The sequence below is a fragment of the Terribium retamae genome, assembly GCF_022347545.1.
Lineage (GTDB): Bacteria > Pseudomonadota > Alphaproteobacteria > Rhizobiales > Rhizobiaceae > Mesorhizobium > Mesorhizobium retamae.
The window spans coordinates 72134-97111 of sequence record NZ_JAKREW010000001.1 but is presented as its reverse complement, the minus strand read 5'-3'; the positions used below and the strand labels follow the sequence as shown (position 1 = coordinate 97111).

The 24978-nt window shown below is 59.3% G+C and carries 30 protein-coding genes and 1 tRNA gene; 20 read left to right on the top strand and 11 right to left on the bottom strand.

Annotated features, from left to right (window positions below):
• Nucleotides 1-38 precede the first annotated feature (38 nt).
• From L4923_RS00510 to L4923_RS00500, 3 genes are all read left to right on the top strand, one after another.
• Nucleotides 39-719 (top strand): phosphoglycolate phosphatase, encoded by a 681-nt coding sequence (locus L4923_RS00510; protein WP_239360879.1) that lies wholly within the window; start codon nt 39-41, stop codon nt 717-719.
• 111 nt (nt 720-830) lie between these two features.
• A tRNA-Val gene (locus L4923_RS00505) sits at nt 831-905 on the top strand.
• A 175-nt stretch (nt 906-1080) separates the two neighbouring features.
• A complete protein-coding gene (locus tag L4923_RS00500) occupies nt 1081-1773 on the top strand; it encodes an MOSC domain-containing protein (protein ID WP_239360850.1) in 693 nt (230 codons plus the stop codon).
• Between the two features lie 141 nt (nt 1774-1914).
• On the opposite strand, the gene L4923_RS00495 is transcribed toward L4923_RS00500, so the two are convergent.
• Nucleotides 1915-3807: a L,D-transpeptidase family protein gene (locus L4923_RS00495; RefSeq protein WP_239360848.1), complete on the bottom strand. Its 1893-nt coding sequence runs from the start codon at nt 3805-3807 to the stop codon at nt 1915-1917.
• Between the two features lie 221 nt (nt 3808-4028).
• Nucleotides 4029-4775, bottom strand: coding sequence for a 3-oxoacyl-ACP reductase family protein (locus L4923_RS00490; protein WP_239360837.1), 747 nt, complete (start codon nt 4773-4775; stop codon nt 4029-4031).
• A gap of 100 nt (nt 4776-4875) precedes the next feature.
• Here L4923_RS00490 and L4923_RS00485 point away from each other — a divergent pair, with 100 nt between their 5' ends.
• Both L4923_RS00485 and L4923_RS00480 read left to right on the top strand, forming a co-directional pair.
• On the top strand, nt 4876-5508 hold the full coding sequence (locus L4923_RS00485; RefSeq protein ID WP_239360835.1) for a TetR/AcrR family transcriptional regulator: 633 nt from the start codon (nt 4876-4878) through the stop codon (nt 5506-5508).
• Between the two features lie 66 nt (nt 5509-5574).
• Complete coding sequence (locus L4923_RS00480) at nt 5575-5970, top strand: rhodanese-like domain-containing protein (RefSeq protein ID WP_239360833.1); 396 nt, start codon at nt 5575-5577, stop codon at nt 5968-5970.
• An 11-nt stretch (nt 5971-5981) separates the two neighbouring features.
• Here L4923_RS00480 and L4923_RS00475 read toward each other — a convergent pair whose 3' ends face one another.
• Nucleotides 5982-6893: an alpha/beta fold hydrolase gene (locus tag L4923_RS00475; protein ID WP_239360831.1), complete on the bottom strand. Its 912-nt coding sequence runs from the start codon at nt 6891-6893 to the stop codon at nt 5982-5984.
• Between the two features lie 48 nt (nt 6894-6941).
• On the opposite strand from L4923_RS00475, the gene L4923_RS00470 reads away from it, so the two are divergent.
• A complete protein-coding gene (locus tag L4923_RS00470; protein WP_239360829.1) occupies nt 6942-7394 on the top strand; it encodes a MarR family winged helix-turn-helix transcriptional regulator in 453 nt (150 codons plus the stop codon).
• Between the two features lie 45 nt (nt 7395-7439).
• Here the strand turns inward: L4923_RS00470 and L4923_RS00465 are convergent, their stop codons facing one another.
• The 3 genes from L4923_RS00465 to L4923_RS00455 form a co-directional block, all read right to left on the bottom strand.
• Nucleotides 7440-8051 (bottom strand): pyridoxamine 5'-phosphate oxidase family protein, encoded by a 612-nt coding sequence (locus tag L4923_RS00465; protein WP_239360827.1) that lies wholly within the window; start codon nt 8049-8051, stop codon nt 7440-7442.
• Nucleotides 8052-8155: 104 nt separating this feature from the next.
• Nucleotides 8156-8515: a gamma-butyrobetaine hydroxylase family protein gene (locus tag L4923_RS00460; RefSeq protein WP_425530884.1), complete on the bottom strand. Its 360-nt coding sequence runs from the start codon at nt 8513-8515 to the stop codon at nt 8156-8158.
• Nucleotides 8516-8598: 83 nt separating this feature from the next.
• Nucleotides 8599-9084 (bottom strand): Lrp/AsnC family transcriptional regulator, encoded by a 486-nt coding sequence (locus tag L4923_RS00455; protein ID WP_239360822.1) that lies wholly within the window; start codon nt 9082-9084, stop codon nt 8599-8601.
• 102 nt (nt 9085-9186) lie between these two features.
• On the opposite strand from L4923_RS00455, the gene rhtA reads away from it, so the two are divergent.
• From rhtA to L4923_RS00405, 10 genes are all read left to right on the top strand, one after another.
• On the top strand, nt 9187-10089 hold the full coding sequence (gene rhtA, locus L4923_RS00450) for a threonine/homoserine exporter RhtA (protein ID WP_239360819.1): 903 nt from the start codon (nt 9187-9189) through the stop codon (nt 10087-10089).
• Nucleotides 10090-10250: 161 nt separating this feature from the next.
• The gene (gene moaA / locus L4923_RS00445; protein ID WP_239360816.1) at nt 10251-11258 is read left to right on the top strand and encodes a GTP 3',8-cyclase MoaA; all 1008 of its coding nucleotides are present in this window, start codon (nt 10251-10253) and stop codon (nt 11256-11258) included.
• A 123-nt stretch (nt 11259-11381) separates the two neighbouring features.
• Complete coding sequence (locus L4923_RS00440) at nt 11382-12302, top strand: DMT family transporter (RefSeq protein ID WP_239360812.1); 921 nt, start codon at nt 11382-11384, stop codon at nt 12300-12302.
• 43 nt (nt 12303-12345) lie between these two features.
• On the top strand, nt 12346-12978 hold the full coding sequence (gene mobA / locus L4923_RS00435) for a molybdenum cofactor guanylyltransferase MobA (RefSeq protein WP_239360809.1): 633 nt from the start codon (nt 12346-12348) through the stop codon (nt 12976-12978).
• Entirely contained in the window at nt 12975-13484 is a 510-nt protein-coding gene (gene mobB / locus L4923_RS00430) for a molybdopterin-guanine dinucleotide biosynthesis protein B (RefSeq protein ID WP_239360806.1), read from the top strand. The genes mobA and mobB overlap by 4 nt, the downstream gene beginning before the upstream one ends.
• Before the next feature lie 201 nt (nt 13485-13685).
• On the top strand, nt 13686-14471 hold the full coding sequence (locus L4923_RS00425) for an ABC transporter substrate-binding protein (protein WP_239360793.1): 786 nt from the start codon (nt 13686-13688) through the stop codon (nt 14469-14471).
• A gap of 114 nt (nt 14472-14585) precedes the next feature.
• Nucleotides 14586-15299 carry an ABC transporter permease gene (locus tag L4923_RS00420; protein ID WP_239360791.1) on the top strand — a complete coding sequence of 238 codons (714 nt, stop codon included), beginning with the start codon at nt 14586-14588 and terminating at the stop codon, nt 15297-15299.
• Entirely contained in the window at nt 15296-16120 is an 825-nt protein-coding gene (locus tag L4923_RS00415) for an ABC transporter permease (RefSeq protein WP_239360788.1), read from the top strand. Before L4923_RS00420 ends, L4923_RS00415 begins: the two co-directional genes overlap by 4 nt.
• A 98-nt stretch (nt 16121-16218) precedes the next feature.
• Nucleotides 16219-17088: an NAD(P)-dependent oxidoreductase gene (locus L4923_RS00410; protein ID WP_239360782.1), complete on the top strand. Its 870-nt coding sequence runs from the start codon at nt 16219-16221 to the stop codon at nt 17086-17088.
• Between the two features lie 20 nt (nt 17089-17108).
• On the top strand, nt 17109-17810 hold the full coding sequence (locus L4923_RS00405; RefSeq protein ID WP_239360779.1) for a DNA alkylation repair protein: 702 nt from the start codon (nt 17109-17111) through the stop codon (nt 17808-17810).
• 100 nt (nt 17811-17910) lie between these two features.
• Here the strand turns inward: L4923_RS00405 and L4923_RS00400 are convergent, their stop codons facing one another.
• The 4 genes from L4923_RS00400 to L4923_RS00385 all read right to left on the bottom strand — a co-directional run bounded on the left by L4923_RS00400 (nt 17911) and on the right by L4923_RS00385 (nt 20406).
• The gene (locus tag L4923_RS00400; RefSeq protein ID WP_054313024.1) at nt 17911-18402 is read right to left on the bottom strand and encodes an Lrp/AsnC family transcriptional regulator; all 492 of its coding nucleotides are present in this window, start codon (nt 18400-18402) and stop codon (nt 17911-17913) included.
• 108 nt (nt 18403-18510) lie between these two features.
• Nucleotides 18511-19194: a uracil-DNA glycosylase family protein gene (locus L4923_RS00395; protein ID WP_425530897.1), complete on the bottom strand. Its 684-nt coding sequence runs from the start codon at nt 19192-19194 to the stop codon at nt 18511-18513.
• The gene (locus tag L4923_RS00390; RefSeq protein WP_239360764.1) at nt 19134-19745 is read right to left on the bottom strand and encodes a glutathione S-transferase; all 612 of its coding nucleotides are present in this window, start codon (nt 19743-19745) and stop codon (nt 19134-19136) included. Before L4923_RS00390 ends, L4923_RS00395 begins: the two co-directional genes overlap by 61 nt.
• Nucleotides 19746-19785: 40 nt before the next feature.
• Nucleotides 19786-20406, bottom strand: coding sequence for a thermonuclease family protein (locus L4923_RS00385; protein WP_239360762.1), 621 nt, complete (start codon nt 20404-20406; stop codon nt 19786-19788).
• Nucleotides 20407-20479: 73 nt separating this feature from the next.
• On the opposite strand from L4923_RS00385, the gene L4923_RS00380 reads away from it, so the two are divergent.
• Nucleotides 20480-22003 (top strand): sensor histidine kinase, encoded by a 1524-nt coding sequence (locus L4923_RS00380; RefSeq protein WP_239360759.1) that lies wholly within the window; start codon nt 20480-20482, stop codon nt 22001-22003.
• A 95-nt stretch (nt 22004-22098) separates the two neighbouring features.
• Here the strand turns inward: L4923_RS00380 and L4923_RS00375 are convergent, their stop codons facing one another.
• Nucleotides 22099-23094: a nicotinate-nucleotide--dimethylbenzimidazole phosphoribosyltransferase gene (locus L4923_RS00375; RefSeq protein WP_239360756.1), complete on the bottom strand. Its 996-nt coding sequence runs from the start codon at nt 23092-23094 to the stop codon at nt 22099-22101.
• Nucleotides 23095-23293: 199 nt separating this feature from the next.
• On the opposite strand from L4923_RS00375, the gene L4923_RS00370 reads away from it, so the two are divergent.
• The 3 genes from L4923_RS00370 to L4923_RS00360 all read left to right on the top strand — a co-directional run bounded on the left by L4923_RS00370 (nt 23294) and on the right by L4923_RS00360 (nt 24798).
• A complete protein-coding gene (locus L4923_RS00370) occupies nt 23294-23527 on the top strand; it encodes a DUF1289 domain-containing protein (RefSeq protein WP_239360753.1) in 234 nt (77 codons plus the stop codon).
• A 5-nt stretch (nt 23528-23532) separates the two neighbouring features.
• Nucleotides 23533-24237 carry a TIGR02281 family clan AA aspartic protease gene (locus tag L4923_RS00365; RefSeq protein WP_239360751.1) on the top strand — a complete coding sequence of 235 codons (705 nt, stop codon included), beginning with the start codon at nt 23533-23535 and terminating at the stop codon, nt 24235-24237.
• 270 nt (nt 24238-24507) lie between these two features.
• The gene (locus L4923_RS00360) at nt 24508-24798 is read left to right on the top strand and encodes a hypothetical protein (RefSeq protein ID WP_239360748.1); all 291 of its coding nucleotides are present in this window, start codon (nt 24508-24510) and stop codon (nt 24796-24798) included.
• Nucleotides 24799-24978: the final 180 nt, after the last annotated feature.

Genomic DNA, 24978 nt, shown 5'->3' with positions numbered 1-24978 from the left:
AGTTATCGCCTGCTGCGACCGCAACCACGGACTGGACCATGAAGCGCCCCATCATCGTTTTCGACCTCGACGGAACGCTTGTCGACACTGCGCCGGATCTGCTCGACAGCCTGAACCACAGCCTGCTCGACGGCGCGCTGGAGAGCGTGGACTATATCGGCTTCAAGCGCTTTGTCGGCCAGGGCGGACGCGTCATGATCGAGCGCGCCTATGCAGCACAGCGCAGAGCATTGGCGGTAGAAGAACTCGACCGCTTGCTCGGTCTTTTCATGACCCACTACACGCAGAACATTCCGGGCAAGTCCCTGCCCTATCCGGGCGTTGTCGATGCAATCGGCCGGCTGGAAGCGGCGGGCTATGTTCTTGCGGTCTGCACCAACAAATATGAAGCGAATTCAAAGGCCTTGATCGAAGCGCTTGGCCTGAAGGGGCATTTCGCCGCGATCGCCGGCCAGGACACCTTTGCTTTCCGAAAGCCGGATCCGCGCCATCTGCTCGAAACCATCGCCCTCGCCGGCGGCGATCCGGAACGGGCCGTCATGGTCGGCGATTCGCAAACCGATATCGATACGGCAAAGGCAGCCGGGATCCCGGTGGTCGCGGTCGATTTCGGCTACACCGACCGCCATGTCAGCGAATTCGAGCCTTCGGTCGTCATCTCGCACTTCGATGAGCTGACCCCAGCCCTTGTCGAAAAACTGATGGTGGCGGCGCGCTGAAAAAACTTTTGCCGTATCCGCACTTTCCCACCAGGGAAGCGCAGAACGCACGTTGACTTCCATCTATCACCCACTTTATATCGCGGCGCGCTTGGCCTTCGGGCATGGAGCGGGCGATTAGCTCAGCGGGAGAGCACACCCTTCACACGGGTGGGGTCGTAGGTTCAATCCCTACATCGCCCACCATTCCGCTTACCTAGCAGGCAGTTTCGAAAAATCTTCCAGTTACGGCATCGGATCGATCATATCGGCCGCATCAACATACCTATGGGCCATTGCTTTGCGGGCGTTGGCGGCTTGATGAGGCGTCGTTTCGACGACCAGAATAATCTCGATACAAGAATTCGATCGAGGCCCCGCCGTGAGCAGCTTTGATTTGGCTGAAATCCGTGTTGGAAAGGCGGTTCCCTACGGTCCTGCAGGAAAATTCAGCGCGATAGACAAGCAGCCTGTTCAAGGGGCAATACACGCTGGGCAGTTCGGCCTCGACGGCGACGAGCAAGGCGACCGCAGGCTGCATGGCGGCCCGAACAAGGCGATTCACGCCTACGCCAGATCACATATGCCGCTTTGGGCCGTCGAATTGCCATGTCGTGCCGACCGTTTCCGTGCCGGTGCTTTCGGAGAAAATCTGGTCATCGACAATGCTACGGAGGCCGATTTCTGCCTCGGCGACCGCTGGAAGTTGGGTCAAGCATTGTTGGAAGTGAGCCAGGGCAGACAGCCTTGCTGGAAACTCAATGTGCGTTTCGATCTCCCCGATATGGCACGTCGCGTACAGGATACTGGGCGCAGCGGCTGGTATTTCAGGGTAGTTGAGGCCGGGGCAATCGCTGCGGGAACTCGCGCCACATTGATTGCGCGGCCACATCCACAGTGGACGATCGCCCGTGTGTCTCACCTTCTCTATCATGATCGCATGAATCGACCCGCATTGGCCGAGCTGGCAGCCCTACCGGGTCTGACAGATAGTTGGAGGCGGCTGGCTGCCGCCAGGCTGGCTTCAGGCCAAACCGAAGAGTGGTCACACCGGATCGAAACACCATCGGGGTGAGCCGACCGCGCTCGTCAGCCGCGACAACGAGGCTGAACGTCTTAGAGCGTTCCGTTTTCACGGAAAACGTGGAAACGCTCTAAGTTTTGTTTTTCGCCGCATTCTTGTAACGCCAAGTGATTCCACTTGGCTCAAAATGCTCTAGCTCACCGGCCCACGCACGGCAGCAACTGCTTCCAGTGCCTGCCGCAGGCGGTCGTCGCGGCCATAGACGTCGTCGAAGAACTCAACCTTTCCAGATAGATCGGGCCAGGCGGTGAAGTAGGCGACATAGACCGGGATCTTGCGGCTTACCTTCTCGGACGAATGCCCTTTGGCAAGCTTGCCGGCAACATAATCGACCGATGTGCCGAGCACGGCGGCAGCCATGCCGCGTGGGTCCTGCAGTCGTACACAGCCGTGGCTCAATGCGCGGTTGTCGCGCTGGAAGAACGCCTTCTGAGGGGTGTCATGCATGTAGATGGCATGCTTGTTGGGGAACAGGATCTTCAGTTCCCCCAGCGAATTGGCCTCACTCGGCTGCTGACGGACGTTGTAGGGGATTTTTGCACCATAGGCGCCCCAGTTGACCGCCGAAGATGGAATGCGCTTGCCGCGTGAATCCGTCACTTCGTAACCGGCGCGGTCGAGATAACCAGGATCCCGGCGCAGCCGTGGCAGCATTTCGTTGACCAGGATTGACTGCGGAACACCCCAATAAGGGTTGTAGTCGACCTGTTCGATCTCGTCGTAAAAGAAACTGGTCTGGTTAGCGACCTTGCCGATAACCGTCCGCATCTTCAGTTTCTCTTGGCCGCCTTCGATGTAGCTCGCACTAAAGGACGGCTGGTTGATGAAGACGCGCGGATCTCCAAGGTCAGACGGATGCCAGCGCAGTTCCTCGAGCGCATATTGCACCTTGGCGATGCGATCTGCCTTCGAAGCGCCGGCGAGTGCAGCCACCGTGCGTGGTCCGACGACGCCGTCATCCTTCTCCCCGGCCTTCTTCTGCGCGGCCTTGATGACGGGGACCAATTCCGGAACATAAGTCTCGCTGGTGACCAGGCTGGCCAACACCTCACCGTATTCTCCACCCATGTCGTCATCGAGATCGCGCGCGATCAGCGACAGTAATTTGGGCAATTCCGGGCTGGTTTCACCCGGCTTCAGCTTCAGCTTGGAGTCAACGACGATTTCGTTCTCCTCGCTCGCCTTCAGCGCTTCGAGTTCGACCCGCAGTGCTTGATATTCAGCATTTTGCGGGTGACGCGACTCCAGATAGGTGGCGACCTCCTGCGTGCGCGCGAGCGTCTTGAGGGCGCCTTCCCGATCGAGCGGCTTAGCGGGGAAATCGTAATAGCCGGAGATACGGTTCGGATCGATGCGGCCGTCCTGTGCGTCGTCGATGTAACGCAGCACACGTGCCGATAACGCCATCTCGAACCGGATCATCTCCTTGGCGCGTTCCGCCGGATCGACGGACGTGGGCGCCGGCACATCGACCAGATAATCCTGCGGTGCCAGGCCATAGGTTGCGGCATCGCCCAGCACACGCATCGCCTGTCTGGCACGTTCGTTCGGCTCCGCATCTGTAACCCAGATGAAACCGGGATTGACACCATAGTAAGCGATCAGTGCTTTCGCGTTTGCCGCTTCGGCACGCAAATCGTAATCGGCCAAAGAAGCCAAGCTCTCATGGAAGGCGTCGCTCGCCTGTGCCGGTTCAAAGGCGGCGTTTTGAGGGGCTGCCGACAAGGACGAGAAGTCGACCTTCACCAGGGGATCGGCCTTGTAAGTATTGTATGTCGGCCCCGTAATCTTGGCGATGGCCGCCGCTTTCCGCGTATTCGGCGGCGGTGGAAACTCGCTGCGCTTTGCAGGCCTCCTGTAAGGATCGTTATACCCGCCGTCGCGCATCGAAGGCGGTCCGTGGCGGACACCGCCACCAAAAAGCATATCGAACAGATTTTCGGCACTAGCGTGAGGAGATCCCGCCAGCGTCGCGGCCAAAGCCGCAAACGACAATAGCGCGGATCTCTTCGCGAACGATTTCATGGATCACCCTCTCCGACCCGTCTTCGGGCTCCGAATTCCGCTGCGGATGTTCCAATCATTCGCGTTGCGGCTCTGTAACGGGATGATAGCGTTTCACGCGCATTTGTTTAAGCCTTCGTTAAACAAGGCGATATCTGCCGATCACTTCTATATGAGCAGTGTGGCAGCGCGGAAACGTTCCGCACCGCCACAACAACGAAACCGGTGCAAAAGCGGTTGCGTCAGATATTGGCGCCACCATCGATGGTGAAGGCAGAACCCGTAACGAATCGGCTTTCAGGCCCAGCAAGCCAGGCGACGAGACTGGCGATTTCCGATGCGTCGCCGAAGCGCGGTGTCGCCATTTTCTGGCGCTGGTGTTCTGCATGTGGCCCGTCAGCCGGGTTCATGTCGGTATCTGTCGAGCCAGGATTAACGATGTTGGCGGTGATGCCACGAGATCCCAGGTCGCGTGCCAACGCCTTGGTCAGGCCCACCAAGCCGGCTTTGCTGGCGGAATAGGCAGCCAAGCCTGGGTCGGTGACGCGGTCAGCCAGGTTGCTCGAAATAGAGATGATCGAACCACCCTCGCCCATCAAGGAAGCCGCGGCCTTCGACGCCACGAACGGCGCGCGCAGGTTCACTTCGATCGATTCGTCGAAGTCGGCAAGCGAAAGACTGTCCACCGGTTCAGCGCGCCAAATGCCGGCGCTGTTGACCAAGATATCCAGACGCCCCAAGGCCTTGGCCGCCTCCTTGACCGAACGTTCGACGGCGTCGGCATCGCGGTTATCTGCCTTAATCGCCACTGCACGGCGACCGCTCGCCTCGATCTCAGCCACGACCGCTTCGGCCTTTTCCGCACCGCTGACATAGGTGATCGCCACATCCGCACCTTCAGCGGCAAGCCGACGGGCAATGGCTGCGCCGATACCCCGGCTGCCGCCAGTCACCAGGGCTGCCTTGCCGTGCAATTTGCTAGAAGTCATCGATATATCCTTTCTGTATCGATCGATACAGAATATCTGGCAAGGTTGCGCGAGGCCGTCAAGGCATTTATGTACTGATTGATACAGAAATGAGACTCCCATGGCGGATCGTGGACGGCCACGCAGTTTTGATCGCACCGAAGCCCTTGAACGGGCCATGCAGGTGTTCTGGAAAAAAGGCTACGAAGGCGCATCGCTGAATGACCTGACCGCAGCGATGGGAATTGGCTGTCCCAGCCTTTACGCCGCATTCGGCAGTAAAGAGGATCTCTTTCTTGAGGCAATAGCGCACTACACCAAGGTGATCGGCACGGAAATCTGGGAAGCGATCGAAAAAGCATCGACTGCGCGTGCAGCGACGCAAGATTTCCTCAATGCCACGGTCAAAGCCTATTCAAGAACCGATTTGCCGCAGGGCTGCCTGATTGCGCTTGGCGCATTGCATCAGGATTCCAGCTCCGGAAGGATCTGTGCGGATTTGCGGCGACGCCGCGCGGAAAACATAGATGCGTTGCGGTCCCGATTTCAGCGGGGGATAGCCGAGGGCGACCTGCCCGCCGGTTTCGACTGCGATGCTGCGGCCCTGTTCTACGCCACGACCCAGCATGGCATGTCGATCATCGCGCGCGATGGCGCATCCCGAGAGGCGTTGGACGCAGTGGCCAAAGGGGCCATGGCAGCCTTCCAGCCCTTGGTGGATAAGGCCTATGCCGATAAACAGCTTGAACCGTGACAAAGCATCCGTGGTGTGATGGAAATCTCAAAAGGACGCTCAGGCGTTGTTGTGCGGAGGACAGTCGTGAAAAGAGGGTTTCGCCAGATGCTCGACGAAGCCAATGCCGAGATCGAGGCGGTTTCGCCCGACGCGGCGGCGGCGCTGCTGGAGGATGATGACACTGTCTTCGTCGACCTGCGTGATCCACGCGAAGTCGAGCAAAGCGGCCGCATACCCGGCGCCAAACACTGCCCTCGCGGCATGCTGGAGTTCTGGATCGATCCGGAGAGCCCTTACCACAAGCCTTACTTCGCTTCGGGAAAAAGCTTCGTTTTCTTCTGCGCCGGTGGCTGGCGTTCCGCACTTGCCACGAAGACCGCACAGGATATGGGCCTGACACCGGTCAAACATATCCTCGGAGGCTTCACGGCCTGGAAGGATGCCGGCTTGCCAGTCGAAGCCCCTGAAGGCAAAAAATAGGCAGCCGCTTCTCAGTGCACCAGTTCGGGTCGGGTGCGTTCAGCAACGAAAGCGACGGCTTTGCCGACAACATCCGGATCTGCCAGGATCCGGCGATGACCCAGGCCGTTTGCCCAATGCAGGCGAACATGATCTCCGGCACTTGCATAGAGATCAGCATGCCTGGCTGACACTTCCTTGTCGTCAGGTGCATGGATGACCAGGGTCGGAACGGGCACATGCGCGAGTTGGCGGCCACCCTGGAATTCCTTCAGCGGGCGTCCGGAAAGGCGTTCGACGCGACCTGCCATCGCGGTCTGCGAGCGCGGACCGACATTGAGAACCTGACTGAATTCCGCAAACAGGTCCGGTATCGAACTGGGCGCTGCGATCAGCACAAGTTTCTCGGTGTTGACCGGTAAATAACCCTTCACGGAGCCCACCGCAGCATTGGTCGCAACAGCCCCGCCGAAGGAATGTCCAACGGTGGCGACGAAGGGACCAAACCAGTCACCGGCCAGCCGCGCGGCCTCGACCGCGTTGACCATATTGAGCCGGCGTCCGGACGAACTGCCATGGCCGGGCAGATCGAGCGACACCACCCTGTAACCGTCTTCCAGGAACCCCTGGATCAGTGAGCGCATATATTCGGTACGTGAGCGCCAACCATGGATGGCAAGAATCGTACCGCGTGATCCCTTGCCGCCGTCGGGGCGAAATTCGTGGACGACTACGCATCCGGCCTTTGTTTTCAGCCTGTGATGTCGGGCCCCTGCCATGAAATCGGCGGCTCGGTGGATGGCACGACGCTCGCCATCACTCACCTTGTTGACATTCGGCGTTCGGCAGAACACTTCGAACGCGGCGCGACCTGCAAGACCGGGGGCAACGCGTTCACCGAGCCCAAACAGGCCGCGGATGACCTTCAAACCAAATGATGCCATAGTGGCGATCCAACAGATTAGTTCAACCATGAACATGTTAGTTCAAGAATGAACAAAAAACAAGACTTGCCCTGGGACAATCCGCGATTCCGTAACTGGATCGCTTTGGTGCGCGCCGAAAAGGCGGTGGTTGCGGCATTGACCAAGGCCTTGCAGCCTCTCGATCTGAAGATCGCCCAGCTCGATATGCTGATGAATCTCTACCGGCATCCCGGCATGTCGCAGCACGATCTCGCTCGCAGGTTGTTGGTGGGGCGCTCCAACATCACGATGCTTCTGCCGCAGCTCGAGACGCGCGGTCTGGTTGCGCGCGAAAACGATGCCAAGGACAAGCGCGTGATGCGGCTTACCCTCACCGACAGCGGCGAAACCCTGCTCATGGAGGCTTTGCGGGTCTACACGACGCTGATCGAACGTGTGATGGCGCAGTCGACGCCTGCCGAATGTGATCGCATGGGTGCGATGATGCTTCGCATCACCGAAGCCATGAAGGTCGAATAGCGTCGCCCCTCAGGCAGCTGACTTTGCCAAGCCTGTGTCCGGCCTTCACCACATCGATTTCTTCGCCCGTTCGGGCCACTCCTTGTCATAGGCGGTGCCGTCAATACTCTTGCGGCTCGTGACCTCCAGTATCTGGCCGGGCGTAGGCAGGCGTTTCGGATCGACGTGCTTCCCTGCATTCCATAGATCCGAGCGATGGATTGCGCGAGCGCATTGGAAATAGACCCTGTCGACCGCAACGATGGTGACCGATCGCGCCGGCTTCCCCTCCATGGCGAAGGAATCACACAATTCGGTATCGGTCGTGATGGAAGCCGTACCATTGACACGCAAGGTCGTTCCCGAGCCCGGTACGAGGAAGAGCAGGCCGACACGCGGGTCCCGGATGATGTTCCGCAGCGAATCGGCCCGGTTATTGCCGCGGCGATCGGGCATCATCAACGTTTTCGAGTCATGGATACGCACGAAACCAGCCAGATCGCCGCGCGGCGAACAATCCAGCCCCTCCGGCCCCGCGGTGGCCAGGGCGACGAAGGGCGAAGCTTCAATGAAGGCGGCATATTCCGGGATGACGTGATCGAGTTCCTTGACCAGCGACGCTTCCCCGGGAAGTCCATAAAGGGCTTCGAGCTGCTCTACAGTCTCTATTCTCGACATCGTCCTTGCTCCATGAACCCTGCGCCTATCCTGGCCGAATGACAGTTTGACGACAGCCCCCGCATCACGCGCAAGCGACTTCGCATCCTGATTTACGCGGCGCTTCAGCGATCCCGGCTCAATCCCTTCGCGGCCAACTCGTCGAGATAGCCTTGCCAGCGGCTTTCCTTTTCGTGGCCAAGCGTGTGCAGGTAAGCCCAGGTGAAAATGCCGGTGTCGTGAAAATCGTCAAATGTGATACGGACTGCGTAGTTGCCTACCGGCTCTATCTTGAGGATCGCAACCTCGCGCTTGCCGGGGACGGTTACGCGTTGCTCGGGCGAATGGCCCTGCACCTCTGCCGACGGCGAGAGCACACGCAGCAACTCCGCCGACAATTCGAACGGTCTGTGATCGGGAAATGTCACCGTCAGCAGCTTGCGGTCCTTGGAGACCCGGAGTTCCTTCGGTGCGGTCATCGACATCCCTCTTGGATTGGCACCCGACTACGCCTGTTCGCCGGCCTTGGGAAGATCGCAACTGCGATCCCTATTGGCCCAACGCTAAATCAGGAAATGTCCTTGCTGATGGGAATGAAACCCGACTTCTTCGTGCTGCGGATCACCACCAGCGTCACGAAAGACCGGATCCGCTCGTCGCTGGCAAAGAGACGGTGCACCAGATTGTCGTAGCTTTCCATATCACGCGCCACGATCTTGACCGCGAAGTCGTATTCACCGGTGATTTGCCATGCCTCGATCACCTGGGGTTCGGCCTCGAGCTTGCGCAACAGTTCATCGATGGTGCGCGAGCCTTCGCGCTCGAGCGTCACCAAAACAATCATCGAGAGTGGCCAGCCCAACATGCGAGGGGCGATGACAGCCACCTCGCGTTGGATCGTGCCGTTTTCACGCAGATGCCGGATACGGCGATAACATGCAGGGCTGGAAAGACCGACGCGCTCGGCCAAAACCGAGACTGGCAGCCGCGCGTCGATCTGAAGCTGTTCAAGGATTCGCCTGTCGATCGGATCGAGGCTGATGCTTTGACGCATCCGTGGTCTCCGGTGATAATTTTTATCACAAAATAGCAAAATTCGATCACCTTTGGCGAGCGGCAGAGTTAATTTCCGCCCGATAAATGTGCGGGGACCGCGATGACAACGGCAATCAGGCAGGCTGAAACTCCTGCAACGCTCCTGATACCCATAGCTGCGTTGATTGTGGCGATGCTCTCCTTCACCTCGGGAGCATCCGTCGCCAAGCAGCTCTTTCCTATCATCGGAGCCCAAGGAACGACGGCGCTGCGCCTCTCGATCGGAGCGCTGATTCTGGTTGCCGTCTTGCGCCCATGGCGTGTCCGTCTCTCCGCCACATCATGGCAGTCGATCGTCTTCTATGGCCTCGCGATGGGTGGCATGAATCTGCTGTTCTACATGTCGATCCATACGCTTCCCCTGGGTATTGCGATCGCGCTTGAGTTCACAGGCCCGCTGACCGTGGCCATCTTGTCGTCACGCAGGAAGATCGACCTGCTTTGGGTGGCACTAGCCGCGGGGGGATTGCTCCTGCTGCTGCCATTTGGAGACAGCATTGCCAATGTCGATCCGCTCGGCGCCATGTTCGCACTCGGTGCGGGTGGGTGCTGGGCGCTCTACATCATCGCCGGCAAGCGGGCAGGACAAGAGCATGGAGCGCTCGCCGCCTCGCTTGGAATGGTGGTTGCCGCTATCGCGGTCGCACCGATCGGCTTCGCACATGCTGGCATGGCGCTGTTCCAGCCTGATGTGCTTTTGATCGGGGTGGTGGTTGCCATCCTGTCCAGTGCGTTTCCATACACGCTCGAAATGTTCGCCCTGCGCCATCTCCCGGCGCAGACCTATGGCACGCTGACCAGCGGCGAGCCGGCCGCCGGGGCGATGGTGGGATTGTTGTTGCTGGGAGAGGCGCTGCCGCTGCTGCAGTGGTGCGCGATCGCCATGATCGTTGCAGCTTCGGTCGGGGCGACGATGACGGCAATGCGCAACCGGTCGGCACCCGAACCCCTCAATTTGGCCTAGGAATGGCGATCGGATATCCTAGACACGACACGGGCGCGGTTGCGTCAGGCAGACGGCAAATGATACCAAATGGCAGCTTGGCCGGACTTGAAAGATTGTCACCGAGGTCCGACATTCGACCAACGAGTTCCGACTGCCGTGACCGGACTGAAGGCGACAGAATGCAATTTGCCAATCCCATGACCGATCCTTTCGGCCGCACGATCAGCTATCTGCGTGTATCCGTCACAGACCGCTGCGATTTTCGCTGCGTCTACTGCATGGCAGAGGATATGGCTTTTCTGCCGAAGAAGGATCTCCTGACGCTGGAGGAACTTGACCGGCTCTGCACCGTCTTCATCGAAAAAGGCGTGCGCAAGCTGCGCCTCACCGGTGGCGAGCCGCTGGTGCGCAAGAACATCATGCATCTTGTGCGCGAGCTTTCCCGTCATCTGAAAAGCGGCGCGCTGGAGGAGCTGACGCTCACCACCAACGGCTCGCAGCTTGCCCGCTTTGCCGACGAATTGGCCGATTGCGGTGTGCGCCGCATCAACGTCTCGCTGGATACGCTCAACGCCGACAAGTTCCACGCCATCACCCGCTGGGGTCATCTCGGCAAGGTGATGGCCGGCATCGACGCCGCGCAGGCAGCCGGCATCAAGGTGAAGCTAAATGCCGTTGCGCTCAAGGGATTCAACGATCAGGAAATTCCGGAGATGCTGCGCTGGGCGCACGGCCGCAACATTGACCTCACCTTGATCGAAACCATGCCGATGGGTGAGATCGACGGAGACCGCACCGACCAATACATGCCATTGTCCCTGATGCGTGCCGAGCTGGAACGCAGCTTCACGCTGAAGGACATCCCCTACAAGACCGGCGGCCCTGCCCGCTACGTCGACGTCGCTGAAACCGGTGGCCGGCTCGGCTTCATCACGCCGATGACGCATAATTTCTGCGAAAGCTGCAACCGCGTCCGCCTCACTTGTACGGGAACGCTCTATATGTGCCTCGGCCAGGAAGATGCCGCCGATCTGCGGATGCCATTGCGTGCCTCCGAGGGTAATGAGCTGGTTTCGAACGCCATTGATGAAGCGATCGGGCGCAAACCGAAGGGCCACGACTTTGTCATCGATCGCCGCACCAACCGGCCGTCCGTCTCGCGTCATATGAGCGTTACAGGCGGATAAGGCGCCGTTCTGCGTTAACGCAAGAAATGCACAGATCGGCTAGGTCCTTGGCCCATCGCTTCGCCATTGCTGCTGTCGTCCCCGGTGATAGAGGTGTTTGACCTCTAGCCGATAGGATCAGCCTTGCCCCTTTCGCCCAATCTGCGCGGCGCGCTCTACATAATGGTGGCGATGGTCGGATTCGCATTCAACGACGCCATCACCAAACATTCCTCCGCTTCGATGAACACGGCGCAGGTGATGCTGGTGCGCGGCGTCTTCGCTTCGACGTTGGTCGCAATGCTTGCCTGGCGGCATGGCGCACTGGCAACGCCGCGCCTAGCCTTGCATCCGCTGATAGCGCTGAGAGCGCTTGCCGAATCGGGCGGTACGCTCTGTTTCCTGCTCGCGCTTGCGCATCTGCCGCTGGCCAATGTTTCGGCCGTCATGCAGGCGCTCCCACTGGCGGTTACCATGGGCGCAGCGCTGGTTTTTGGTGAGGGCGTCGGGTGGCGCCGCTGGCTGGCCATCGTCGCGGGATTTATCGGCGTGATGATTGTCGTGCGGCCAGGCTTCGAAGGTTTCAGTTCCTATTCGCTACTGGCTCTGGCGAGCGTCGTCTGCTGCGTGGTCAGGGATCTCGTCACCAAGAAGATCCCTGCTGAGATTCCGACCTTGCTGGTCTCGACCACCACGGCGATGATCATCACCATCCTCGGTGCGTTGCTGCTTGTTCCGATGGGCGGATGGACTCCGATGTCGAGCTCCGATCTCACCTTGCTTGCCATCGCAGCCGTACTCGTTCTGATCGGCTATCAGTTCGTCATTCTGTCGATGCGCACCGGCGACGTCTCTTTCGTCGCTCCCTACCGCTACACCGCCCTCCTATGGTCGATGCTGCTGGGGTTCGGCGTCTTCGGCGACCTCCCCGATTCCGCGATGTTGCTGGGTTCAGCCATCGTCGTTGCTTCCGGCCTCTACACCTTCTATCGCGAGCGCGTCGTTGGCCGGCCACGTAATGCCGACGAAAGCACTGGACCCGCAATGGAGCCGGACGGCATATAGCGAAGCGCAGGCTGCGATAGCTGCAGGGAGATGAAAGCACGCCATGAGCGTCGAAGTTGCCGGGATTATCCTGGCCGGAGGGCTGTCAAGTCGCATGGGTGGTGGCGACAAAGGCCTGCTGCCCCTGGGCGACAAGTCTGTCCTTGACCGTGTGACCGCTCGGTTTACGCCCCAGGTAGGTCCGTTTGCACTCAACGCCAATGGCGATCCTGCCCGCTTTTCAGGCTTTCCGCACCCCATCCTGGCTGACACGGTCACCGGTTTTCCTGGCCCCCTCGCCGGCATTCTGGCCGGAATGGAATGGGCTGCAAGGGAAACGGAGGCTGAGATGATCGCCACCGTGGCTGCCGATACGCCATTCTTTCCCGAGAACCTGATAGCCAGTCTGGCGGCCGCTGTTGAGGGACGTGATGAAACCATCGCCGTTGCTCGTTCTTCCGGCCGATTGCACCCAACCTTCGCACTCTGGCCGACCGCGCTGATCGGATCGCTGCGTCACTTCCTGCTCGAGGAAGGCAACCGGCGTGTTTTGTCCTTCATTGAGAGGCATCGCTTTATCGAAGTGGACTTTCCGCTGCTTCCGCGGCACAGCGGCACGCTCGACCCATTCTTCAACATCAATACGCCCGCCGACCTCGCAGAGGCTGAGCAAATCCTCAAAGAGTTTCCTGCATGAGCAACCGCGTCTTTGGCATCACCGGCTGGAAGAATTCCGGCAAGACGACGCTGACAGAGAAACTGGTGGCCGAACTGGTGCGACGGGGCCGGCGCGTCTCGACCGTGAAGCATGCTCACCATGATTTCGACATCGACAAGGAAGGCGCCGACTCCTTTCGCCATCGCCAGGCCGGCGCCAGCGAAGTCGCCATCGTCTCAGGCCGTCGCTGGGCCCTGATGCATGAGTTGCGAGGCGAGGAAGAGCCCAAGCTCGCCGACATTCTCGAAAGGCTGGCGCCTGCGGATATCGTCATTGTCGAGGGCTATAAACGCGAGGGGCATCTCAAGATCGAGACGCGCCGCATGGAAGCCAAGGATCGCGTCCCCCTTGCCCCCTCCGATCCCAGCATCATCGCTGTCGCTGCCGACCATCCCCAGGCGAATGAGACGCTTCCCGTCTTCGACATCGACGATATCGCTTCGATAGCCGACTTCATCGAACGGCGAGTCGGCCTCATCGGCTGAGCACGCGGCCGAAAAGGCGTAAGCTTCCCCAACGATATGTGCAAAACCCACGTATTTTTGCCGATGCTGAAAGATATTATCGGCGGTTTTGCAGTTGCTTTCACTTGGCAAAAAGTTCCAGTATTTGGGCCAGCGGGCGGTCAACAGCTCCGCCCGAACGAGCCGCTTGGACAGCGGCCGGGACCAACAGAGAGGATCATCATGCGTATTGCAATGCGTATCGCGCTCGCCACGTCGGCGATCATGCTGGCGTTGGGCGCCGCCCAAGCCCAGGACAAGGTCATCAAGATCGGCACCGAAGGCGCCTACCCGCCCTTCAACAACCTGACATCCGACGGCAAGCTCGTTGGCTTCGACATCGACATCGCTCAGGCGCTGTGCGACGAGATGAAGGTCAAGTGTGAATTCGTCGCCCAGGACTGGGACGGCATCATCCCAGCCCTGCAGGCCAAGAAGTTCGATGCCATCGTGGCGTCCATGTCGATCACCGAAGAACGCAAGCAAAAGGTCGACTTCACCAATAAATACTACAACACCCCCTCGGCCATCGCCGTGCCAAAGGATAGCGCGCTGAAGGGCGTGACCAAGGAAGACCTTGCCGGCAAGACCATCGGCACACAGTCCTCGACCACCCATTTCAACTATGCGTCGAAGACCTTCACGGACTCGACCGTGAAGGCGTACCCGACCGCGCAGGAATACCAGCTCGATCTGGCCAACGGCCGCCTCGATGCTGTCGAGGACGATATCGTCGTGCTCAGCCAGTGGCTCGAGACCCAGGACGGCGCTTGCTGCAAGCTGCTGGGCCAGCCCTCGCCACAGCCTGTCGAGATCTTCGGCGAAGGCGCCGGCATTGCCATTCGCAAGGGCGATACTGAGCTCAAGGACAAGCTCAATGCTGCCATCAAGGCCATTCGCGCCAATGGCAAATACAAGGAAATCAACGAGAAATATTTCAAGTTCGACGTCTACGGTGCCGATTCCTGATCGATTGATTGTTGAAAGCAGAAAGGCGGGTACTTCCCGCCTTTCTTGTCAGGACCGGCCGTGTCATGAGGGGGCGGCACGACAAGGTTTAAGAGAAGGGGAACAGGCGGGCGTATGGAAAGCGTTTGGACGCTTCTGAGTTGGGGACCGGACGGCTGGTCGGATAACATCTTCAACGGCGTTTTGGTCACGATCGCACTTGCGGTTGCCACCCTGCCCGTCGGACTTGCGATCGGTTTTCTTATTGCATTGGCCAAGCAGTCGAAAGAACCGTCGCTCAGGCTCGCCGGCAATCTCTACACCACCATTTTCCGTGGGCTGCCAGAACTTTTGACCCTGTTCTTGGTGTTCTTCGGGGCGCAAATTGCCTTGCAGAAGCTCGTGCAGCTTTTCGATCCCACGGGTACCGTCGAGGTCAACGCCTTTGTTTCCGGCATGATCGCACTCGGCGTCGTCTTTTCATCCTATGCCAGCGAAGTCTTCCTGTCGGCATTTCGCGCTATTCCCCATGGCCAGTATGAGGGCGGCTACGCGGTCGGCCTCACCAAGAACCAGACCATGCGGCTTGTCGTTCTGCCGCAGTTGATCCGCATCGCGCTTCCCGGCCTCGCCAATCTCTGGCTGATCCTGCTCAAGGATACTGCCTTGGTTTCGGCTGTCGGCCTTAACGATATTCTTAGAGAGGCGGGTGTTGCTGCCCGCGTCACCAAGCATGCCTTCCTGTTCTTCGGCTATGCGGCGCTGATCTATCTGGTACTCGCCATCATCTCCTCTTTCGGCATCAACGCCATTGAACGTGCGGTTGGGCGGCGGGAGGCATCGCGATGAGCGCCGTCGACATCACCGCTGTCGAAAAACCGCCAGAGCCACCGCGCGGCTGGACGAAAGCGCGGATAACGGGACATGTGCTGCTGGCCTTATGGTCACTGCTCGGCCTGGGATTGGTCTGGTTTCTTGCGACGTCCTGGAACCCTGAACTGATCCAGAAGTATGCTCCGGGTTATTTCTCGGGTATCGCCATCACGTTGAAGCTGGTGGCAATCTCCTGCGTAGTCGGCGCGTTGCTGTCGATCCCGCTCGCCTATATGCGCATGTCGAAGAATACGATCCTCTCCGCCATCGCCTATGCCTATGTCTATTTCTTCCGCGGCACGCCACTTCTCGCCCAGACCTTCCTGATCTACTACGGCCTCGGCTCGTTCCGGCCGCAGCTCGAAATGGTTGGCCTGTGGAGCTTCTTCCGCGAAGCCTTCAATTGCGCGGTCTTCGCCTTCGCGCTGAACACGGCTGCCTATCAGGCCGAGATCCTGCGCGGCGCCATCGAAAGCGTGCCCAGGGGACAATGGGAAGGTGCGGCATCGCTTGGCTTGCACAAACTGCAGACATTGCGCCGGATCATCCTGCCGCAGGCGCTGATCGTCGCACTTCGCCCCTACGGCAACGAAGTGATCTTGATGATCAAAGGGTCAGCCATCGTCGCCATCATCACGGTCTACGACCTGATGGGCATCACGCGCCTGACCTATTCGCGCACCTTCGACTTCCAGGCCTATATCTGGGCGGCGATCTTCTATCTCGTCATGGTCGAGGTGCTGCGCCACGCCATCGAATGGATCGAACAGCGCATAACCCGCCACCTGCGCCGCTGACCGGCTGAACTTCGGTACCCTGGACCAAACTGCAAATTGCCCAAATCCGCTCTGATCGGCTAAGACTCCCGAACAGCGATCTTGAAGGGACTTTCGGCATGGCAGCGGTTGCATATCTTGGCCTCGGCGTGATGGGTTACCCGATGGCCGGACATCTGAAGAACAGGGGCGGTCACGACGTGACCGTCTATAACCGCACCGCTGCCAAAGCCGAGCAGTGGGTGGCCGAGCATGGCGGCGCGTTTGCTTTGAGTCCAAAGCAGGCAGCGGAAGGTCAGGATTTCGTCTTCTCCTGCGTCGGAAACGACGACGATCTGCGCTCCGTCACCATAGGCCCGGATGGCGCCTTCCATGGAATGAAGAAAGGCGCGACTTTCATCGACAACACCACCGCCTCTGCCGAAGTTGCACGCGAACTGGCAGCGGAGGCCGAAAAGCGCGGTTTCTTCTTCCTCGATGCTCCCGTATCCGGTGGGCAAGCCGGTGCAGAGAACGGTGTGCTTACGGTGATGGTCGGCGGTGCCGATGATGTCTTCGAAACCGCCAAGCCGGTCATTTCGGCTTTTGCGCGCATGGTTGGCTTGATGGGGCCGGTCGGCGCTGGGCAGCTGACCAAGATGGTCAACCAGATCTGTATTGCAGGTCTTGTTCAGGGCCTCGCCGAAGCTATTCATTTCAGCAAGAAATCGGGGCTCGACGTCGAAAAGGTCGTGGACGTCATTTCCAAAGGGGCTGCCGGCTCCTGGCAGATGGAAAACCGCCACAAGACGATGAATGCCGGCAAATACGACTTCGGTTTCGCGGTCGACTGGATGCGCAAGGATCTTGGCATTTGCCTGGCGGAAGCCAATCGCAACGGCGCACGACTGCCGGTCACCGCATTGGTCGATCAGTTCTACAAGGACGTGCAAGCAATGGGGGGCAGCCGCTGGGATACCTCCTCGCTGCTCGCCCGCCTGGAGAAGTAATCCCGGGGAAAGTGCGGGCCATGGCCGATCTCTCACAGGGCTCGACTGCCGCTGAAGTCCTTGCTTATCTGCGTACCCACTCCTCTGAAGAGAACCGCAAGGGCATGCAGCGCTTCGGCATCAAGGTGGAGCGTGCGCTGGGCATTCCTCATGGCCCTCAGCGCGACATCGCGAGGAAGATCAGGCGCAATCACGAACGCGCTTTCGAGCTTTGGGAAAGCGGCATTGTCGAGGCGCAGTTCATTGCCTCGGCAACGGCCGATCCGGCACGCTTTTCCGCAGACAATGCAAGAGCTTGGGCAGCGACTTTCGATTCCTGGGACATCGTCGATGGTGTCACCAATCTTTTCGTCGACACCGAACATTGGAAGGCGCTCATAGCCGAATTCGCCGAGGACGAACGGGAGTTCGTTCGCCGCGCCGCCTTCGCCATGATCGCCTGGGCTTCCGTACACCGCAAGAAGGAACCGGACGCCACGTTCGAAAGGTTGCTGCCGCTGATTGAAAAGCACGCAAAGGATAGCCGCAACTTCGTAAAGAAGGCGGTCAACTGGGCTTTGCGCCAAATCGGCAAGCGCTCGATGGCGCTGCATAGCCCTGCGCTCGCTTTGGCGGAAAAGTTGGCGGCCTCGAACGACAAAAGCGAACGTTGGATCGGCAAGGATGCGATGCGTGAGCTGAACAATCCGAAGATACTGGAAAGGCTGGCGAAGCGGAGCTAAGCATGATCCCGAAAGTGGGAACCGGTTTTCGGAAAAGGTCGTGCTTCAACAAAAGATAGAGCGGAATAGTCGCATTCCACTCTATCGCCAACCCGAACGATCAGGCTGCGCTCTGGCCGGCCTCGCGATCGAGCGTCATGTAATCCAGAGGCATTTCGGTCGTGAATTTGATCTGCTCCATCGCGAAGACCGAAGACACATCGCGGATTTCGATCTTGGCGATCAGGCGCTTGTAGAAAGCATCGTAGGCGGCGATATCCGGAACGACGACACGCAGCAGATAATCAACGTCACCGCTCATGCGATAGAATTCGACCACTTCCGGAAATTCCTGGATCACTTCCGAGAAGCGGCGCAGCCATTCGTGGCTGTGTGAATTGGTCCTGATCGAAACGAAAACCGTTACGCGTGCATTGATTTTCTCGGGATCGAGCAGCGCGACACGACGCTTGATGACGCCCTCCTCCTCCAGCTTCTGAATACGGCGCCAGCACGGAGTCGTCGACAGGCCGACTTTCTTGGCTACGTCAGCAACCGCAAGGGTCGCGTCCTCCTGCAAAAGGCGGAGGATTTTTCTATCAAGGCGATCCATCTTAGGCTCCCGAGGAAAATATTTCCCCATAATCCTTCGAAATTCTGTCACAGACAAGAAAGGAATTCTGCCTGATCGCCATGAAACGAGTGATAATTTGCGCTGAAATTAAGCAATGCGAGAGCGGATTTCCGATTTCAGGAACGGCAGCAACTCCATTTCGAACCAAGGATTCTTTTTCAACCAGCCAGTGTTGCGCCACGATGGATGCGGCAACGGCAACACTTTCGGACCGGTCGCCGCAGCCCAGATGTTGCGCCAGTCAGACACGGTTTCGGTCAATGAAGCACGCAGCCCTGCTCCCATATGCCAACTTTGGGCGTAGACGCCTATGGTCAAAACAAGTTCGATCTGCGGCATCGACGCCACGAGCAGCGCACGCCAGGCTGGCGCACACTCCTTACGCGGCGGCAAATCCGATCCCTTCGAATCCTGCCCCGGGAAACAGAACCCCATCGGCACGATGGCGAATTTCTCGGTGTCGTAAAATTCCTCCGAGGTCACGCCCAGCCAGTCTCGCAGCCTGTCGCCGGAGGCGTCGGTGAATGGCATTCCGGAGAGATGAACCTTTGTGCCCGGCGCTTGGCCCGCGAGCAAAATCCGCGCCGTCGACGATGGCCGCAACACCGGCCGCGGCTCATGCGGCAAAGGCCGACCGCTCGGCTTTTCGACGCAGATTCGGCAAGAGCGTACCCGAGCGACAAGCTGTTCCAAATCAGCCTTCATGCGGTTCAGGCAGTGGCGCTCGGGCGCTGGGAGACGGCTTCGTGCCAGCGCTGCACATGCGTGCAGTCTTCCGGCATGCGGATGCGGGCGGGTTTCATGAAATCGACTGCAACGAGGCCGGTAATGTCCGCCACCGAATAGGCGTTGCCGGCAATGAACTCATGCCCGGCCAACTCCTTGTCCAACACACGGAGGAAATCAACAGCCTTGGACTTGTTGGCTTCGCCCCATTCAGGGACTTGCGGAACCTCCCATTCCTTCATCGCAGGATGGATGTGACGAAAGGCCTGCGCCACCGGCGTGAAAAGGTTGAATTCCATGCGCCGTTGCCACATCTCGACTTTCGCACGACCGAGTGCGCCCACGCCGAACAGGGCAGGTTCCGGATGCAGTTCCTCGAAATAGCGGCAAATTGCGATAGTCTCCGTCAATACCGTACCGTCGTCCAATTCCAGCACCGGCAGTCGCTGTAGTGGGTTGCGAGCCGTCAGAGCGTCGCTCCTATGCCCCATCGCCCCCATATCGACAGGCTCCAGCGGCACAGTCAGCCCCTTCTCAGCCAGGAATATCCGCACCCGGCGCGGGTTGGGCGCGCGCCCGCCGTCGAACAATTTCATCACCTGCTCCCGAATTGACTTGGCCTAACCATAGCGTCGATCAATGGAAACGAAACAGCTCTCGCAAGGTGTCGCCGACACTTGCGAGCGTTCCATGCTTCGGCTCCACGACACCCTCGTGAGTACGACGCCAATCGCGCGGTTCCTCAAAACTGCCCGCCCAGATGCCCGCACGTTTCACACGCGCCGCGGCTTCTTCCAATTCATAGTCGCCATAGGCAACAGCCCAGCCAGCTTTGACCTGCTCGGCATTAAGGTCCAAGTCCCCAACCTTGCAATCGCCAAGAAGCCGATCGTAGCGGTCGCGCTGCCATCCGCTGCATGAAACGGCTCGGCCACCAATCAGTTTGGCCAGTGCCTGTCTCGACAGCTTTCCACAGGGATAATCGGCTCCGTCCCGCTTGCAGCTTTGGGTGTATTCAGGCGCGTCGATCCCGCGTAGCCGGATACGTTCGTTGCCCAAGGTGATCGTGTCGCCGTCATTGACGATTGCTTTCCCGCTCTCCTGGCGCGTGGAAACGCGATCGAACCGCGCCACCACCAGTGCCACGAGCGCCAGGAACAGAACGGCCAGCGTATAATCGAAAAACTTGCGCCACGTGCTGCGGGGACGCTGTTGATAGGGCCGTCGCCGAGGCCTCTGCGACCACGACCGGCTCATATGGCAAACAAGTTCTTAATCATTCCGCCTTAGCGTCCGGATTGGAGCCGCTGCCCGCAATAATTGAAGTTTCATGCCACTGCTAAGCTCGAACACGGCGGACAAGAATATAGTGGACCGCAGCAAGCCGCATCGCAACAGCGATGTCGCGCGTGCCGTGCGGCGCACGCGCGACCGTCTTTCCCAGCAGGCGGGCATTCCGGATTTCGACCGGGAACTGCTCAAGCTTCATGCCCGCGCGATCGTCAATGGTGCCGCTGCGGTGCCGCTTCTGGTGCTCACCATTGCTATTGCCGGCGTTCTGGCCGGTATGAGCGCCGATACGCTGGTTTGGGCTCTCATCACCATGGGTTGCTACGCGGGCCTCGTTTTCATCGCCCATCGCGTCGACCGCAGCGACGCGGCCGACATCAAACCTGCGCCCATCCGCAATGCATTCCTGGCCGCGCATGTGGTGAGCGGTCTCGGCTGGGCTTATTTCGCATCGCTCGGTTGTGGAGCCTGCGTGCTCGACCAGTTCTCGGTCATCAAGGCAATCGTGCTTTTGATGGCGATGGCTGCAACGGCGATCATGGCATCTTCGCTGCGTGGCGCGTTGCTCGCCACTTTTGCCGTTCCGGTCGCAACCTATGCCTATGTCGGCTCCCGCGGGTGGATACCGGCGGAGCCAGTCATGGTCGCCCTTCTGGTCGTGGCATTGCCCTTCTTCGCTTATGTGGCACATCATCTCAATCGCTCCTCTGTGATGCTGTTGTCTTTCCGCACCGAGAAAGATTCGCTGATTGCAGAACTCGAAACAGCCAAGGCGATGTCCGACGAGGCGCGCCGTCGCGCCGAAGAGGCCAATCTTGCAAAGTCGCGCTTTCTGGCCTCGATGAGCCATGAACTGCGCACGCCGCTCAACGCCATCCTGGGATTTTCGGAAGTGATGGCCAACGAGGTGCTCGGGCCGATGGGCAACGACACCTATAAGACCTATGCCTCGGACGTGCATGATTCCGGCCGTCACCTGCTCGACCTCATCAACGAGATCCTGGACCTGTCACGCATCGAAGCCGGTCGCTACCAGCTCAACGAAGAGCCTGTAACTCTTCTCGCGATTGTCGAAGATTGCTGTCACATGATGGAGTTGCGGGCACGCAACAAGGATATCCGCATCGTCGAGGAATTCGAACATCAATTGCCGCGGTTGTTCGCCGATGAACGGGCAGTGCGACAGATCACGCTCAATCTTCTGTCCAATGCCGTCAAATTCACACCGACCGGCGGCGAGATCCGTGTCCGTGTCGGCTGGACGGCAGGCGGCGGGCAATATGTTTCCATCAAGGACAACGGCCCAGGCATCCCCGCCGACGAAATCCCGATCGTGCTCTCGGCTTTCGGTCAAGGCTCCATCGCCATCAAGAGTGCCGAGCAAGGTACAGGCCTTGGATTGCCGATCGTGCAGGGATTGATGGCAATGCACGGCGGTGAATTCGAACTTCTCTCGAAGCTGCGCGAAGGCACTGAGGCCATTGCGATCTTCCCGCCGACCAGGGTGATGGAACAGCTGCCGGCGCTGCCTACCAAGGCGGCCGCGGGTGGGCGCCGCCGCTAATGCAATAGAAGAGTTGCAGGAAAAGTATGCAGCGGTTTTCCGTTCGGAATGCGTAAGGACATGAATTCGCGTTCCGTGAAAAAACGGAAATGTTTCTAGCGGACCGCGGCAGCCATTCCGGAACTGGTTAAAGCCGCGGCCCTGACAAGCCCTGCTGCCAAGGCGGCACCGAAACCTTCGCCATGGCTGACACCTAGATCGAGCAACGGTTGCAATCCGAGCCGCTCCGCTGCCTTGACCTGGCCGGGCTCCGTCGAGACACCCGCAAGCAGACAATGGTCGAGCACAGCCGGATTGGCGGCGTGAAGCACGGCCGCGGCGGCAGTCGCAGCAAATCCGTCCAGCAGGACGGGGACATTCTGCATCCGTGCAGCAAGGATCGCGCCTGCGATCGCCGCGAATTCTCGCCCACCGACGCGTCGCAACGCTTCCAGCGGATCTTTGAGATTGGCACCGTGGAAGGCAAGTGCCGCATCCACGGCGGCTGCCTTGCGCTTTCGCATGGCCTCGTCGGCGCCAGAACCGGCACCGACCCAGTCCGCACCACGGCCCCCCAGGACGGCCGCCAGAAGCGCCGCTGCAACAGTGGAGTTGCCAACGCCGATATCGCCCAGACACAAGAGATCCGTGCCGCCGGCCGTCGCTTCCATGCCGAAAGCCATGGTCGCGGCGCAGCCGCGTTCATCGAGCGCCGCCTCCCCGGTGATGTCGCCAGTCGGAATGTGCAAAGCGAGGTCGAAGACCTTGAGGCCGAGATCATAAGCGATGCAGGCCTGGTTTACTGCAGCGCCGCCTGCTGCGCACAGTTCAACCGCGTTCGCGGTCGCTGCCACGGCGCGCGGGGAAATGCCTTGTCTCGTCACGCCGTGATTGCCGGCAAAGACGGCTACCAGCGGACGATTGATTGCCGGTGGCGCCTTGCCGCTCACGGCCGCGAGCCATGCAGCGATATCTTCCATGCGGCCAAGAGACCCCTTTGGCTTGTCTGTCTTGGCAAACAGCGCCCGCACCCGGTCACCGGCAGAGGTGTCCATCGGCGGCAAGTTGGCGAGCAGGTTGCGGAAATCGTCGAAGGGCAGCGCGCTGGTCATGGCAGGTTCCTGTTCGAGGTCGGCAATAGCCGCCCTGCCCGTCTCGCACAACCGCATGGCCATGAAAACGAGCCAGGTGGCGTGGTCTTGAGATCCGCGCCGACAGGTCGCCGGATGGCGACGTGAGGTGACGCAAGCCCAAGGCCTTGCATTGCCACATTCGTTGCACCATGTGGAAGCGTGCTCCTAGGATACTCCCATGACGGCCATCGAATCGCCCTGCATCCTGGTCTGCTCGATCGACATGAAGACCGGCTATTGCTTCGGTTGCGGGCGCACGCGCGATGAAATCTCGGCATGGCTCAGCATGACGCCGGAAGGACGCCGCACAGTCATGGCCGAACTGCCTACGCGACTTGCGACGGTCGAACGCAAGCCACGCCGCGAAACCCGGCGTACGCGCATGGCGCGCGAACGCGGCGAGGTAAACTGACGTCGATGAACCGTTCGCTCATCCTTGCTCTGGTGATCATCGCGGCAGCCATGGCATTGCTGGTCTACAATGATTCAGCCGGCAGCACCTTCGGCTTCCAGAACTACGATTTCGGTAACCTGGTTTGGTTGGGCATCATCGGCGCGGTGATCGCCGCAGGTCTCTTTCGCTCCGGCCAGCCGCTCGGCAGCATGGCACGCAATCTCGGCACCTGGGCCGTGATCATTCTCGCCCTGATCGCCGGCTATCAATACCGCTACGAATTGCAGGACATCGGCAACCGTGTCACCGCAGGCCTCATTCCCGGCAGCCCGCTCGCCCTCGGCATGGAAGACGGCAGAGCGACCGTGACGCTCGACAAGGGGAATAACGGCCACTTCCAGGCCCGCATCCTCATCAACGGCAAGCCCGTCGATGCCGTCGTGGACACGGGAGCGACAACAACGGTGCTAACCGCCGAGGATGCACGCGCCGCCGGCATCGACCCGGATGGCTTGAACTATACCGTGCGCGTCTCAACCGCCAACGGCAACGCCAATACCGCCGCAGTCCGTACCAAGGAACTGGCGCTCGGCGGCATCGTCCGGCGCGACATGCCTGTCCTTATCGCTGCCCCTGGCACGCTTGGCCAAAGCCTGCTCGGCATGAATTTCATCGGCTCCCTGTCGGGTTTCGACATGCGCGGCGACCGCATGATCCTGCGCGATTGACACAATTTTCGGTTGCATATTGTCTCACCGCAATATACCTATTAGTGCATATTTCCTTCGGTAATAGAAATATGCGCATCGCCCTATTCATCGCAGTTTTGGTGACAACTTCAGCCACGGCCGAGCCAATCCGATGGACGACCTCGACCCGGGGAGGCAGCACGCTGGAGATCCCAAAATTCATGACGGAAACGTGGGTACGTGGCCTGATCAGAAGTGGCGAAGGAAGAGCCATATGGCACCGTCTACGAACCCGAGGGATATCCCATCATGCTGCGTCAATACTACGCGGCGTCTCCCAAGAGGCCATTTCAACATATTGCGAAAGTCGCCCCAGATGACATCAAGTCGACAAAGAAAATCGACAGTCCCAGGCTAGGAGTTATTTCTGGCCACGTTTTCGATGGCAAAGAAATTTATTATGGCATGTGCAAGAAAGCCGACAAGCTCTACTGCTTCGATGTCTACTATTCGGCAAATGAACAGACCAAATACGATCCGATGGTCAAGCGGATCGCAAAATCGTTCAAAAAATGTTCCAATCCCAGTCAATGTCTTTAAGAAAGACGCGTGATCGCGAGGCGTTTCCTTCCCGCAGGCCCTGCAAATGCCCTGCTGCAAAGCTGAATTGGAGCAGTTGGTTGACATCCGATTGGATCCTTGTCGAATGTCTTAGTGAGCTGAAAAGCCGCAATGGGATCCTTGGACGGCAATTAAACCTAACGCTATACGAAAAAACCT